The organism is Xenorhabdus lircayensis (assembly GCF_016306625.1).
GTDB classification, from domain to species: domain Bacteria; phylum Pseudomonadota; class Gammaproteobacteria; order Enterobacterales; family Enterobacteriaceae; genus Xenorhabdus; species Xenorhabdus lircayensis.
In genome coordinates this window covers 1-14,402 of the sequence record NZ_JACOII010000072.1, presented here as the reverse complement: position 1 = coordinate 14,402, position 14,402 = coordinate 1, and the positions used below count along the sequence as shown (strand labels likewise).

The 14,402-nt window shown below is 42.1% G+C and carries 13 protein-coding genes and 1 pseudogene; 9 read left to right on the top strand and 5 right to left on the bottom strand.

The window, feature by feature from the left end; all coding sequences use genetic code 11:
- Positions 1-47: 47 nt before the first annotated feature.
- From oppA to oppF, 5 genes are all read left to right on the top strand, one after another.
- Positions 48-1,694 (top strand): oligopeptide ABC transporter substrate-binding protein OppA, encoded by a 1,647-nt coding sequence (gene oppA / locus H8A87_RS18660; RefSeq protein WP_198691395.1) that lies wholly within the window; start codon positions 48-50, stop codon positions 1,692-1,694.
- Between the two features lie 81 nt (positions 1,695-1,775).
- Positions 1,776-2,696, top strand: a complete 921-nt coding sequence (gene oppB / locus H8A87_RS18655; RefSeq protein ID WP_198691394.1) for an oligopeptide ABC transporter permease OppB — start codon at positions 1,776-1,778, stop codon at positions 2,694-2,696.
- Positions 2,697-2,710: 14 nt separating this feature from the next.
- Positions 2,711-3,619, top strand: coding sequence for an oligopeptide ABC transporter permease OppC (gene oppC / locus H8A87_RS18650; RefSeq protein WP_198691393.1), 909 nt, complete (start codon positions 2,711-2,713; stop codon positions 3,617-3,619).
- 9 nt (positions 3,620-3,628) lie between these two features.
- A complete protein-coding gene (gene oppD, locus H8A87_RS18645) occupies positions 3,629-4,627 on the top strand; it encodes an ABC transporter ATP-binding protein (RefSeq protein WP_198691392.1) in 999 nt (332 codons plus the stop codon).
- Complete coding sequence (gene oppF, locus H8A87_RS18640) at positions 4,624-5,625, top strand: murein tripeptide/oligopeptide ABC transporter ATP binding protein OppF (protein ID WP_198691391.1); 1,002 nt, start codon at positions 4,624-4,626, stop codon at positions 5,623-5,625. The genes oppD and oppF overlap by 4 nt, the downstream gene beginning before the upstream one ends.
- Positions 5,626-5,739: 114 nt before the next feature.
- Here oppF and H8A87_RS18635 read toward each other — a convergent pair whose 3' ends face one another.
- Both H8A87_RS18635 and cls read right to left on the bottom strand, forming a co-directional pair.
- Positions 5,740-6,069 (bottom strand): HI1450 family dsDNA-mimic protein, encoded by a 330-nt coding sequence (locus tag H8A87_RS18635; RefSeq protein ID WP_198691424.1) that lies wholly within the window; start codon positions 6,067-6,069, stop codon positions 5,740-5,742.
- Between the two features lie 157 nt (positions 6,070-6,226).
- The gene (gene cls / locus H8A87_RS18630; RefSeq protein ID WP_198691390.1) at positions 6,227-7,687 is read right to left on the bottom strand and encodes a cardiolipin synthase; all 1,461 of its coding nucleotides are present in this window, start codon (positions 7,685-7,687) and stop codon (positions 6,227-6,229) included.
- 179 nt (positions 7,688-7,866) lie between these two features.
- On the opposite strand from cls, the gene H8A87_RS18625 reads away from it, so the two are divergent.
- Positions 7,867-8,046 (top strand): YciY family protein, encoded by a 180-nt coding sequence (locus tag H8A87_RS18625; RefSeq protein ID WP_198691389.1) that lies wholly within the window; start codon positions 7,867-7,869, stop codon positions 8,044-8,046.
- 222 nt (positions 8,047-8,268) lie between these two features.
- Positions 8,269-8,937, top strand: coding sequence for a TonB system transport protein TonB (gene tonB / locus H8A87_RS18620; protein ID WP_232370364.1), 669 nt, complete (start codon positions 8,269-8,271; stop codon positions 8,935-8,937).
- 627 nt (positions 8,938-9,564) lie between these two features.
- Here the strand turns inward: tonB and yciA are convergent.
- Positions 9,565-9,999, bottom strand: coding sequence for an acyl-CoA thioester hydrolase YciA (yciA, locus tag H8A87_RS18615; RefSeq protein WP_198691388.1), 435 nt, complete (start codon positions 9,997-9,999; stop codon positions 9,565-9,567).
- An 83-nt stretch (positions 10,000-10,082) separates the two neighbouring features.
- Positions 10,083-10,619 carry a septation protein A gene (locus H8A87_RS18610; RefSeq protein WP_198691387.1) on the bottom strand — a complete coding sequence of 179 codons (537 nt, stop codon included), beginning with the start codon at positions 10,617-10,619 and terminating at the stop codon, positions 10,083-10,085.
- A 224-nt stretch (positions 10,620-10,843) separates the two neighbouring features.
- Here H8A87_RS18610 and H8A87_RS18605 point away from each other — a divergent pair, with 224 nt between their 5' ends.
- Entirely contained in the window at positions 10,844-12,550 is a 1,707-nt protein-coding gene (locus tag H8A87_RS18605) for a SulP family inorganic anion transporter (protein ID WP_198691386.1), read from the top strand.
- A 64-nt stretch (positions 12,551-12,614) separates the two neighbouring features.
- Here the strand turns inward: H8A87_RS18605 and H8A87_RS18600 are convergent, their stop codons facing one another.
- Positions 12,615-13,373, bottom strand: coding sequence for a YciC family protein (locus H8A87_RS18600; RefSeq protein ID WP_198691385.1), 759 nt, complete (start codon positions 13,371-13,373; stop codon positions 12,615-12,617).
- A 492-nt stretch (positions 13,374-13,865) separates the two neighbouring features.
- Between H8A87_RS18600 and H8A87_RS18595 the strand changes: the two are divergent.
- A pseudogene (locus H8A87_RS18595) lies at positions 13,866-14,345 on the top strand (OmpW family outer membrane protein); the annotation flags it as partial.
- Between the last annotated feature and the right edge of the window lie 57 nt (positions 14,346-14,402).

The following is a 14,402-nucleotide window of genomic DNA, read 5'->3' as shown; positions in this document are numbered from 1 at the left end:
GGATATGACTTTAATGGGTCAGATGATATCAATGGAGTAAGAATAAGATGATAAACACAACAAAGAAAAAAATAGTTACTGGCATTACAGTAGCGCTAGGCATGATGATGGGAGGGCAGGCCTTTGCAGCGCAAGTGCCTGCTGGTGTCCAACTGGCAGACGCTGCGAAACAGGTGTTAGTTCGCAATAACGGTTCTGAGCCACAATCATTGGATCCACATAAAATAGAAGGTGTACCGGAATCCAATATTGCCCGTGATTTGTTTGAAACGTTGGTGATTAATGAACCTAATGGCAAAATTATACCCGGCGTAGCAGAGAGTTGGGATAACCAGCCGGATTTTAAAGTTTGGACATTTCATTTACGTAAAGACGCAAAATGGTCCAATGGTGACCCTGTCACTGCGCAGGATTTTGTTTACAGTTGGCGCCGATTAGTAGACCCAAATACCGCATCTCCTTACGCAAGTTTTATGCAATATGCCCATCTTCTTAATGTTGATGATGTCATCAAAGGTAAACAGAAACTGGAAACATTGGGTGTCAAAGCGTTGGATGACCATACATTACAATTAACACTTAGTGAGCCTGTTCCTTATTTAGTCAGATTGTTTGTTCATACAAGTACATCACCAGTCCACCGAGCAACTGTAGAAAAGTATGGTGAGAGATGGACACAACCACAGAACTTTGTTGGTAATGGCGCTTATAAACTGAAAAGTTGGGTGATCAATGAACGCCTTGTTTTCGAACGTAGTCCAACTTATTGGGATGATAAAAATACAGTCATTAATCAAGTAATGATCTTGCCAATTTCCTCTGAAATTACTGATGTTAACCGCTATCGCGCTGGTGAAATTGAGATGTCCTTCGACAACTTACCAGTTGAGTTGTTCCAAAAACTGAAAAAAGAGATCCCCGAGCAGTTACGTGTTAACCCGAAATTGTGTACTTATTACTATGAAATTAATAACGAAAGGCCGCCATTTAATGATCCACGAGTACGCACGGCACTGAAACTGGGCATAGACCGAGATCTTATGACTAATAAGGTGAAAAATCAGGGGGATATTCCTGCTTATGGTTATACACCTCCTTATATTGCCGATTTTAAAGATGTGAAGCCAGACTGGTATGCCAAACTAAATCAGCAGCAGCGCAATGAAGAAGCGAAAAAACTTTTGGCAGAAGCCGGATTTACCAAAGATAATCCTTTGAAAATTAAATTGTTGTACAACACTTCTGATTTACATAAAAAATTAGCCATCGCTGCCGCTTCTCTTTGGAAGAAAAATATTGGTGTTGACGTTTCTCTCGAAAACCAGGAGTGGAAAACTTTTCTTGATTCCCGCCATCAAGGCAACTATGACATTGCCCGCGCCGGATGGTGTGCCGATTATAACGAAGCCTCTACCTTCTTGAATCCTATGTTATCTAACAGTAGTAATAATACTTCTCACTACAAGAGCAAAGAATTTGATGCGTTAATGAAACAATCACTTCAGGTAAAAACGGATGAAGAACGCGCTGAAATTTATGCTAAAGCTAATGCGCAGTTAGACAAGGATTCAGCGATTGTTCCAATCTATTACTATACAAACTCTCGTTTATTAAAACCTTATGTAGGTGGTTACACCGGAAAAGATCCATTGGATAACTTCCATACTAAAGATATGTACATCATAAAACACTAGGAATTAGTGGTGGCCCAAATTGGGTCACCTGCGTATCAGATAATTAAAAGCCACGGTTTGGCTAAACAATAGGAACGGGCAATGCTAAAATTCATTTTACGCCGCTGCTTAGAGGCGATCCCGACACTTTTTATTCTCATCACGATTTCGTTTTTTATGATGCGTCTTGCACCGGGTAGCCCATTCACAGGGGAAAGGAAGCTACCGCCAGAAGTTATGGCAAATATTGAAGCGAAATATCATCTGAACGACCCTATCTATAAACAATACTTCAATTACTTAATCCAACTTTCCAAAGGGGATTTTGGTCCTTCATTTAAATATAAAGACTACAGTGTCAATGACCTGGTTGCATCAGCACTGCCAGTTTCGGCTAAATTGGGCTTTGCTGCCTTTGTGATGGCGGTCATATTTGGTGTCAGTGCGGGGGTTATTGCGGCATTGAACCAGAATACAAAATGGGATTACACGGTAATGGGGTTTGCCATGACAGGGGTTGTGATCCCCAGTTTTGTGGTGGCCCCCTTACTGGTTCTGATATTCGCCATTACATTAAAATGGCTGCCGGGAGGAGGCTGGAATGGTGGGGCACCTAAATATATGCTTTTGCCAATGGTCGCGCTTTCCCTCTCTTATATTGCCAGCATATCCCGTATTACCCGCGGTTCCATGATAGAAGTTTTGCATTCCAACTTTATTCGTACAGCACGAGCCAAGGGTTTACCATTGCGAAAGATTATTTTCCGCCATGCGTTAAAACCCGCCTTATTACCCGTGATGTCTTATATGGGGCCCGCATTCGTAGGTATCATCACTGGCTCAATGGTTATCGAAACTATTTTCGGTTTACCCGGTCTGGGCCAATTGTTTGTTAATGGTGCATTAAACCGTGATTACTCACTGGTACTCAGTTTGACGATTCTGGTGGGAGGATTAACCATCATGTTTAATGCTATTGTTGATGTGCTGTATGCCGTCATTGATCCGAAAATTCGTTACTAAGATTGGAGCACGCAATGTTACTGAATAAGAAAAATAGCGAAGCTCTGGATAATTTCTCCGAGCAATTGGAAATTGAAGGCCGCAGTTTGTGGCAGGATGCACGTCGCCGTTTTATACATAATAAGGCGGCGATTACGAGTTTATGTATCCTGTTTCTGATTACATTATTTGTGATTTTAGCGCCGATGCTGGCTCAATTCGCTTACGATGACACCGATTGGAACATGATGACGATGCCACCTGATTCTGAATCCGGCCACTATTTTGGCACGGATTCATCAGGGCGTGACTTACTGGTGCGTGTTGCCATTGGCGGACGTATTTCACTGATGGTCGGTATTGCCGCCGCCTTGATTGCCGTGCTATTTGGCACCTTATATGGCGCGATGTCAGGTTATCTTGGCGGTAAAACCGATATGGTCATGATGCGCTTGTTGGAAATTCTTAACTCCTTCCCATTCATGTTTTTCGTTATCCTTCTGGTGACTTTCTTCGGTCAAAACATCCTGTTGATTTTCGTTGCGATAGGCATGGTGTCGTGGCTAGACATGGCCCGTATCGTCCGTGGTCAGACATTGAGCTTGAAACGCAAAGAATTTATTGAAGCAGCGTTGGTTGGTGGTGTTTCTACCCGGCATATTGTATTGCGCCATATCGTGCCAAACGTATTGGGTGTTGTGGTGATTTACGCCTCATTGCTTGTACCCAGCATGATCCTGTTTGAATCTTTCTTGAGCTTCCTTGGTTTGGGAACTCAGGAACCACTCAGTAGTTGGGGAGCCTTGTTAAGTGATGGTGCCAACTCAATGGAAGTGGCTCCGTGGTTACTGTTATTTCCGGCAGGCTTTCTGGTAATGACTCTGTTTTGTTTTAACTTTATTGGCGACGGCCTGCGTGATGCCCTCGATCCGAAAGACCGTTAAGGAGAGCCTGTGAATAGCGTAGAAACTTCAAAAAATGTTGAATCACTATTAACGGTGAAAGATCTGAATGTGGTGTTCAGCACTACTGATGGCAACGTGACTGCCGTGAATAAACTGAACTTTGATTTACGGGCGGGGGAAACTCTGGGGATTGTGGGAGAATCTGGCTCTGGTAAGTCACAGACGGCGTTTGCGCTAATGGGATTATTGGCCAGTAATGGTTCTGTTAGTGGTTCTGCCAATTTTAATGGTCGGGAAATTCTCAACCTGAAAGAAAAAGAGTTAAACCGGATGCGGGCGGAAGAGATCTCGATGATATTTCAAGATCCCATGACCTCCCTGAACCCTTATATGCAGGTAGGCAATCAATTAACTGAAGTATTGATGCTGCACAAGCATATGAGTAAAAGCGAAGCTTTTGAAGAATCGATTCACATGTTGGACGCGGTTAAGATGCCAGAGGCACGTAAGCGCATGAAAATGTATCCGCATGAGTTTTCTGGCGGTATGCGTCAACGTGTCATGATTGCTATGGCGCTGTTGTGTCAGCCCAAACTGCTGATTGCAGATGAACCGACAACCGCACTGGATGTGACGGTTCAGGCACAGATCATGACGTTGCTCAATGACCTGAAAAAAGAGTTTAACACCGCCATCATCATGATTACCCATGATTTGGGCGTGGTGGCAGGCATTTGTGACAAAGTCTTGGTGATATATGCGGGGAGAACGATGGAATATGGCACGGCGCGTGATGTGTTTTACCGTCCTACACATCCATATTCGATTGGATTATTGAATGCTGTTCCTCGCTTGGATGGTGATGAGGAGTCATTGACGACCATTCAGGGCAATCCCCCTAATTTATTACGTTTGCCGAAAGGGTGTCCATTCCAGCCACGTTGTCAGTTTGCCACTGAGCGCTGTGCTCACGAAGAGCCACAGTTGGAAAACTTTGGCCTTGGGCGCTTGCGTGCCTGCTTTAGACGCCAGGAGGAATTGGTATGAGCACAATAGCTGAAAAACGTGTCCTATTAGAAGTCGATGACCTCAAAGTTTACTTTGATATCAAAGATGGAAAACAGTGGTTCTGGCAGCCGGCGAAGACCTTAAAAGCGGTAGATGGTGTCACCTTGAGATTATATGAAGGTGAAACGCTGGGAGTCGTGGGAGAGTCTGGCTGTGGAAAATCAACACTTGCCAGAGCCGTGATTGGGCTGGTGAAAGCTTCTGGCGGCTCAGTCACTTGGCTTGGACAAAATCTGCTGGAGATCAATGACAAACAATGGCGGGATATTCGCAACGATATCCAGATGATTTTCCAAGACCCTTTGGCATCGCTGAACCCGCGTATGACCATTGGTGATATTATCGCTGAACCATTGAAAACTTATTACCCCAAAATGAAGGTTGGGGTAATAAAGGAAAAAGTTAAAAAGATGATGATGCGGGTAGGGTTGTTGCCTAACCTGATAAACCGTTATCCCCATGAATTTTCAGGCGGACAGTGCCAACGTATTGGCATTGCCCGTGCTTTGATTCTAGAGCCTAAATTAATTATCTGTGATGAGCCTGTTTCAGCGCTGGATGTTTCCATTCAGGCGCAGGTTGTTAACTTGTTGCAGGAATTACAGCGGGAAATGGGGCTTTCCCTGATATTTATTGCGCATGACTTGTCGATAGTGAAGCACATATCAGATCGTGTATTGGTGATGTATTTGGGGAATGCTGTGGAATTGGGAACTTACGACGAGGTTTATCATAATCCGTTGCATCCTTATACCCGAGCACTCATGTCAGCGGTGCCGATTCCTGATCCAGACAAAGAACGCAACAAGCATATTGAATTATTGGAAGGAGAGCTGCCTTCGCCGATTGATCCTCCATCTGGATGTGTATTCCGTACCCGTTGCCCAATGGCTGATGCCGAATGCGCCAAAACCCGCCCACTGCTAGAGGGCAGCTTTAAACATGCGGTGTCTTGTCTTAAGGTTGATCCGCTGTAGTCAGTTGTGTAGAAAAAAATATTAATGTGACGCTGTCACGAATATAAATTTAATGCCCTCATGATGAGGGCATTTTTATCGGTCAGTAAAACATGCAGGGGGAGAGATAGGCCGTTATTTTTTCCACAGAATATGGTAGATGGGGTGAGATCGTTCCCGGCAAAGCAAAATACGGGCAAAGATATCATCAATTTCAGCATCGTCCGATTCTGCTAAACCAATAATGACTTCTGAAAAAAAATCCGGATTCAAATCAAAATCGACATGTTTAAACCAGACCTCTGAAGGTGCTAATAATTCAGCTCCGCCCCGTTCTTCAAATTGCAAATTAAACAATAGACTATCAGCCGGATCGAGATTAGAGAGAGCTTGTTCCAGAAAGATATCGTAGGCTTTTTCAAGTGCCTCATCTTCAGTCATTCGGTTGTTAAAATCCAATTGCATAGAATGTGTCGGTTGATTTTCCATGATGGCATTGTCCGAGATTAATAACAGGATGAAATTAAAACATGTTCTATATTGAATGAATAGCCCCAATAGCAGCAATAAGGCTATGCAATATATTGACAGATAATAATGGCAAACTTTTTTCTCCCATGAATTATAAAAGAGGGCTGAAAAAGTAGCAGAGGCGTTCAAGGATACGATGCCAAACTGGGCGCTTATCCCATTCATTATTTGCAAGCAGCGTTGAACGCATAATATAGTCTTGCTGGACCAAAGTTAAATCATTGCCAAAGTGCTCATCGTCAATCACTACCGTGATTTCAAAATTCAGCCACAAGCTACGCATATCCAAATTAACGGAACCGACCATGCTGAGTTGCCCATCTACCAAAACACTCTTGGTATGTAATAAGCCATCTTCAAATTGATAAATTTTCACACCTGCCTCCAGCAACTCTGCAAAAAATGCACGGCTGGCCCAGCGAACAAGGAATGAATTGTTTTGACTTGGCACAATAATACTAACATCGACACCGCGCATGGCTGCAGTACAAATCGCATGCATTAGATCATCACTGGGAACAAAATAAGGTGTGGTAAGAATAAGCTGCTCACGAGCGGCAAAAATAGCAGTCATCAAGGATTGCTGGATCAATTCATCAGGAAAGCCTGGCCCGGAAGCAATAACTTGGGCTGTATGCCCACTGGCTTGCTCGAAAGGCATGATGACACTGTCAGGAGGGGGAGGAAGATGACGCTGTCCCGTTTCCATTTCCCAGTCGAAAGCGTAGATAATTCCTAGTGTTGTTGTGACAGGGCCTTCCATTCTCACCATGATATCGACCCATTGACCGACTCCCGCATCTTGTTTAAAAAAACGCGGATCAACCATATTCATGCTGCCCGTGTATGAAATATGATTATCGATCAGAATAATTTTTCTATGCTGACGTAAGTCCATGCGACGCAAGAACAAACGGAAGATATTAACCTTTAGTGATTCGACAAATTCAATACCTGCCTTCCGCATAATATCAGGGTACGGACTGCGGAAAAATTGCCAGCTTCCGGCTGAATCCACCATGATTCGACATTTAACACCGCGTTTGGCAGCGCGCATGAGGGCATCAGTGACCTGATCAACTAATCCTCCGGCTTGCCATATATAAAATACCATTTCAATATTGTATTTGGCATTTTCAATATCATTAATAATGGCTTTCAGGGAGTTATCATAAGACATCATTAATTGCATCTTATTGCCCCTGACACCTTTGACCTTTTGGCGCCGTTCGCACAACTGAAATAGCGGTGTGGCAACCTCGCTATTTTCATTGGCAAAAATGTGGGATGAATTTCTTAACTCCGCAAGCCACTTAGCGACAGATGAGCGCATTTGTTTGGCTTGTTCAACTCTGCGCTTGCCAAGATGCAATTCGCCGAACGACAAATAAGCAACAATTCCTACTAAAGGCAGAATGTAAATAATGAGTACCCAAGTCATTGCTGATGTCACTGGACGACGTTTTATCAAAACTCGAATAGTGATACCAGCAATAATCAGCCAGTATAAGAAAATCGCCAGCCAGCTCAGTACAGAATAAAAGGTTGTCATACGTGGCTATCAATCCTGTTTATTTAAGTATTTAATACTGCCATTACCACAAGTTTCTAGAAATTTGGGCAAACTATCAACCTAATATATGCCAGACTGGCAATTGGTTGACATCTTTAATTGTGAGGATTAAGAATAATACTATTCACCTCAATGAGAGAATTAATCTGGAATATCTTATGAAACATAGCAGGAATGAAGTAGGACGCTGGAGAAAGATCCGTCAAAGCATCCGCCGCCGTCGTCGCTGGTTGGAAGATCAGTCCCGTCGCAATTTTCGTATCTATGCACTGCGTAAGACAGGGGCTTACAAGCGCCGTAGGTCGATTTTGTTCGTTCAGAATATAGAATGGCTTTAACATGATATATACCCAATAGATTTCAAGTTGCAGCGCGGTGTTAATCCCCAGGCGCATAGCTAACTATGTGACTGGGGTGGGTGAACGTAGCCAACAAAGCAGCCGCTTGAAAGATGAAAGGTGTAGATGTTTTTGAATCGTTATTGAATATGATAGTCATTTGCATTTAAACTAATGGTAATCTGAAAATTGACTATCATACTGCTAATCAAGAATTCTCTTATGCGTTGGATATATTGGCCAGTACTACTTTCTGTTTGTTTACATATTTCTATTGCTGCGGCGCTTTTTCATGCTATCGAACCTGAAAAGCAATCAGAAGCAGCTCCCATATCTGTTGCTATGATCCAGTTGGCCGCTGAAGAGGCACCGGTCTCTGAAGCTGCCATACCTGAATCAACTCCTGAACCTGAACCACCGGCACCAGAACCTATCGCGAAAATTGCTCTGCCTAAACCTGAAAAAAAACCGGAAGAGAAAAAAATTGTCAAAAAAGAGTCTAAGCCAATAGAAAAAATTTCAGAACAACCACTGAAACCTGTTTCTGATCAGGACTCCCAGATAGCGAAGAACCTGAATGATCAAAAATCGGCTCATCCTGCCATTAATGACAAAGTTAAAGTACAAAGTGGGCCAAAGGCATTGAACAGGCCAGATCCTATTTATCCATCCAGAGCCCAGCAGTTGGGTACTGAGGGGACGGTGAAGGTGGAATATGATATTGATGAAGATGGCAGAGTTAAAAACATCAAGATTATTGCCTCAGATCCCAAGAATGTTTTCGAACGTGAAGTGAAAAAAGTTATGAGAAAATGGCGTTACGAAAAAATACCTGCAACGGGATACGTTACCACTATCGAGTTTAAAATATCGGGTATTTCGCAATCCTAACCTACTTAAATGTTCCTTTTCAAAACAGGGGATGTAAAGCATCCCCCTGACTTCATCAGAAAACGCCAGATTTTTTTGGGGTCTTTGTTTTACTGAGCTGATTATAAATTATACTTTGTTTAGGCTCTATGTGGTTTCGATGGTTGGTCATGTGTATGAGGCTTTCGTTATGATTGAATATATATTATATGAAGCAATAAAATATTCGAGAGGGATAATGCTTATCCTAAGCCTACTTTTCCTATTTATATTCAAATGATTCATACATTAGGTATATATGATCATATTTTTGTGATTTTTGATCCTCCAGATTCCATTGTACGAAAACCAAAAATAGGAACAATAGTAAATAACTCCCTGAAGGTGCTTGCGTATGTGATCATTGGGCAAATATTATGTGTAGTGATAAACGTGTGTACCGTTTGGCAATGATATATCCGAATGGCAAAATTGAAATGTAACAGATTGAATTATTAAGGGCTTATTCCCTTCATCTTTCAAGTTGCAACTCTATTGGCTGCGTTCGCTTATCCTCGTCATAGAGTGATATCTATGTGTCTTAGGATTCACTCCCTTACCGTTGTGTTGCAACTCGAAATTTATTGGGTATTCATTTCTAATGAATCGTTACTCTGAATCACTGCTCTCCAATTTGAAGTGTCTTTTTCCTTCGGGTAAAGGGCGGGACGCGTTATTTTCATTAACGGCGACATACGTGAAGACCGCGTCTGTTGCGCGATAACGCTGCCCAACTGGCTCAGAAGCTACTTTTTTCACCCAAACTTCAATATGAATGGTGATTGATGAATTGCCCGTTTTGAGGCAACGGGCATAACAGCACACGACGTCACCTACCGCAACTGGTTTCAGAAAACTGATGCCATTTACGCTAACAGTTACTACACGTCCCAGTGCAATCTCTTTTGCCAGAATTGCGCCGCCAATATCCATTTGAGACATCAGCCAGCCACCGAAAATATCCCCATTGGCATTGGTATCAGCGGGCATGGCCAGTGTACGGAGAACCAATTCTCCGTTTGGTAAGGATTGTTGTTGTGTCATTAGAAAACTTGCTTTATTTGGTGAATACAACAATACCTGCCGATGTATCGGCAGGTACCCATATGAAGGTCATTACATTATTCTTATTTTTGTTCGCGAGGCAGATGACGGTAGATATATATCACACTCAGTACAGTAAAAACCAGTGTCAATGCTGTTAACCCGAACACTTTAAAGTTTACCCAGACATCCTGAGGTAGCCAGAAAGCGACATAAATATTTACCAGCGCACAGACTATAAAGAAGATAGCCCAAGCCATGTTCATTTTGTTCCAGACAAAATCAGGTAATTCTAACTCTTTGCCTAACATTCTTTGAATAAGTGGTTTTTTCATAATCCATTGGCTGACAAGCAGAACCAGAGCAAAAATGGCATAAATTACAGTCACTTTCCATTTAATGAATAAATCACTGTGGAAAGTGAGTGTAAGCGTGCCGAAGACAGTAACCATGATAAATGTAATCAAGGAGGTTTTTTCGACTTTACGGTAAATCAGGTAAGTAATGACAACGGCTAACCCTGTTGCTGCAATCAAGGCACCAGAAGCATAGAAAATGTCGTACATCTTATAGACGATGAAGAAAACGACTAATGGTAAAAAGTCTAAAAGTTGTTTCATAAATTGAACCCATTGTGATGCCCATGATGGCATGTTCTTGAATTTGTGCCAGAGTGTATCAGATCTCAATGAAATGGTTTATTTATCAGTAAAAAAACATTTTTCATTTGTTTGGGTAATTTTACCACAATGAACAAAAAACAGAGCGGTAGTGAGGAGCTTGTGAGTTTCCATTTAACACCGCATTATAATGAGCTCCGTTTTCACGAAAGGGCATAAAGGTCATGTTGTGGGAAAGATTGCATCGCTGGATGCCAGGCTTGGGAAGTCTCTGTCATTATCGTAAAGAATATCTTAGCCATGATATGCGGGCAGGCCTCTCTGTTGCTGCGGTCGCCTTGCCAGTTGCGATTGCTTATGCTGAATTAATGGGAATTAGTGCCATTATTGGCCTGTATGCCTGTATTTTACCGATGTTTGCTTATGCGTTGTTCGGTACTTCTCGGCAGTTGATTGTTGGACCGGATGCGGCAACTTGTGCCGTTATTGCTGCTGCTGTGGCACCATTGGCATTGGGAAATGAACATGTTCGTTGGCAGCTTGCCATTGTTATGACATTAATGACGGGATTCTGGTGTATTCTGGCTAGCCATTTCCGACTGGGTGCATTCGCAGATTTTCTATCACGTCCCATTTTAAAAGGCTTTATCAATGGTGTCGCGATTACCATTATGGCCGATCAGTTTGCTAAGGTCTTTGGGCTTTCTGGTCTGCCTGCGGAATTGATCGAACGATTGATTGCACTTCCCTATAAGTTATTGGAATCTCATTGGCCGACGGTAGGAATGTCTGTAATGACGTTACTGGTATTGCTCAGTGTGAGTTTTATTCGACCAAGTTGGCCTGCGCCACTGATGGCAATGATCGTGTCGACTTATCTCAGTTGGCAATTTGAACTCGACCAATATGGCATTCAGATTGTTGGCAATATGGGGAACGGTTTACCCATTGTTCCAATGCCTGAATTTGAACTTGGCATCATGCGTGATTTGGTGGTTCCTTCCATTAACCTTGCGGTGATCAGTTTCGTCAGTTTTATGATGACGGCCCGTAGCTTTGCCAGTAGAAATGGCTATCAAGTTGATGCGGATTTAGAACTCAGGGCATTGGGCATCGCCAATATTGCTTCGTCATTATCACAGGGATTTGCTGTCAGTGCCGCCAGTAGCCGCACGGCAGTCAATGATACGATTGGTGGTAAGACACAAATGGTATCTATGATTGCAGCCAGCGCCATCCTATTGATATTGCTGTTTATGACAGAATTTCTGACGCATATCCCTCTGTCATCACTGGGGATTGTCTTGATATTTTCCACATGGTCACTTTTGGGTTTAAAAAATATCTGGGCATATAGGAAACGTAATCGTCAGGCTTTTACACTCTCAATTTTCACGCTAATCGCAGTTTTGCTGGTGGGGGTGATTGATGGCATTGGTTTTGCCGTTTTGCTGGGGTTATTGCAATTTTTGCGTGTTATTTTCCGTCCTTCAGATCAATTGCTGGGAGTGAATGACCAAGGTATGGTGCACTCCATCCATCAAAATAATGATATCAACCCCGTGGATGGCATCATGATGTATCGTTTTAACTCTCCTTTAACTTATTTTAACGTCGGATACTTTAAAAAGCGGGTCTTACAGCATGTGAAAAGTGCATCAAAGCGCCCTGCATGGCTGGTGGTAGATGCGGCGGTTAGTTTTACCCATGATGATGTCAGCGTTTTTGCTGCGCTGGATGAATTGATCACGGAATTAAAAGAAAAAGGCGTGACATTGGTATTGGCGGGGCGCAGAACAGAACTGAATTACTGGATTGAACAGAATAAACTTAGCCGCAGCGATGAGGATTTGATTGTAGTGCCCGATCTCTACTTTGCCATTCGTCTGATTCAAAGTAAGCAGCAAGTTGAGGAAAAACAAGAAGGATAATTTTAGCTTATCTCGCTACCGTTCACCTCGCTATATTGGAGCGAGGTGAACTATTTGTCGGGGTTTATTGCATGCTGTTTGTGGCTTTATTCTGTGGTTTAACCAGCATATACAGGCGGAATAGGTAAATCAGCAGCAGAGCTGATAATAGATTATTCAGCATTGACAGTAGCATATCGGGCATTTTTACCAGCACAAGCACCAATATCAGCTTTACAGCAATCCATAACAACATGGCAGGGATTAACAGGCGCATGTTGTTGAATGCCAATTTCCAACTTTCCTGCATGGCAGCAAAAACATTTTTGCCTTTTTCAAACAGAAAGATAGGGGCAAGTGCGAATGCAATAGAAAATAGCACCCCTGGTAGGAACATCAAAGCGTAGCCAATTTGAACCAATAAGGTACAGATGAACATTAGCAAAAACATTTTGGGCAACAGTGCTATTGATAATGTGCCGGCATGAATGGCATTGGTTTGACGACCGTTAGATACAGCATTGATGAGTACTAACACGCTGGCAGTAAGTAAGGTATTGCCGAATATGTTGGTAAATAGGATCCCGAACGCTGTGCGCAAGAACATGAATTGTTCGTCTGGCGTTAATTGTGCCACAAAATCTTTGATTCCCGCATTACCGGATTCTTTGAAAGCATTTTGTATCTCAATCAATAACTTGAGTTGTTCACCGTTCGGCATTAGAAAATGCTCAAGCAGTGTTGTTACCAACGCGGCCAAGACAGAGAGTATGACAATATTCAACATTTGGCTCTTCAAAAAGTTGATGCTGTCACGATACAGGGTATTTGCCGTGATGGGCATGAAAATGGCTCCTATCAAATAAAACAACGATAATGCTCAATTGTACCTTGTTCGGGGGATTATTGGATACCTAAGATTTGTTTTCTTGCCGTTGCCCTGTAGCTTGAAGTGATTGGGGATAAAAGGCTTATTTTGTGTTCGGTGACATCATTGATGAGTTTTATCAAAATGATAAATATATTAATTAAATGTTAATTAATTGAAATGTTAGATGAGATGTTATTAATATAATAGTTCTACTCTTAATTATTTTTAATAAACAAAAATTGATATAAAAATATAAATATAAATATAAATATAAATCAGTAATAAAATTAATAATCAGGGAATTTTGATTTGGATCAATTTAAAATATTCCTCAGATGAAATAATAAAACTATAAATACCTTTTTTTGCAAAAAATCTTTAAAAGGTGTGATCTGTCTTGGATCACAACAGTAAACAAACGGGTATATTTCTGACTGTTTTAAAACCACATGAATGGGATGGATAATGAAAAAGATTTCTGCGCTTGTATTGGCCGCGGCTACGTTAGTTCCGTCATTGACCTTTGCTCATGAAGCGGGTGACTTCCTGTTCCGTTCAGGTACAGCAACGGTAAGGCCAAATGCGGGTTCTGATAATGTATTAGGTTTGGGATCTTTTGATGTCAATAATAATACTCAGTTGGGTTTAACTTTTGGTTATATGATCACCGACAATATTGGTGTTGAATTATTGGCAGCGACACCATTCCAGCACAAAGTCAGTTTACCGGGAGCAGGTGAAATAGCTGAAGTTAAGCATTTACCACCAACTCTGATGGCACAATATTATTTTGGCGCGACAGAAAATAAATTACGTCCTTATGTTGGGATTGGTGTTAACTACACGACATTTTTTAGCGAAAAATTTAATAATAATGCAACCGTAAAAGCGGCTAATTTAAATAGTCTGGATCTGAAAGATTCTTGGGGTATAGCGGGGCAGGTGGTCATGTATTAAATGGTTAGTTACTGTGATATGCTTCCGGCTTTTTAAGGATGAAGC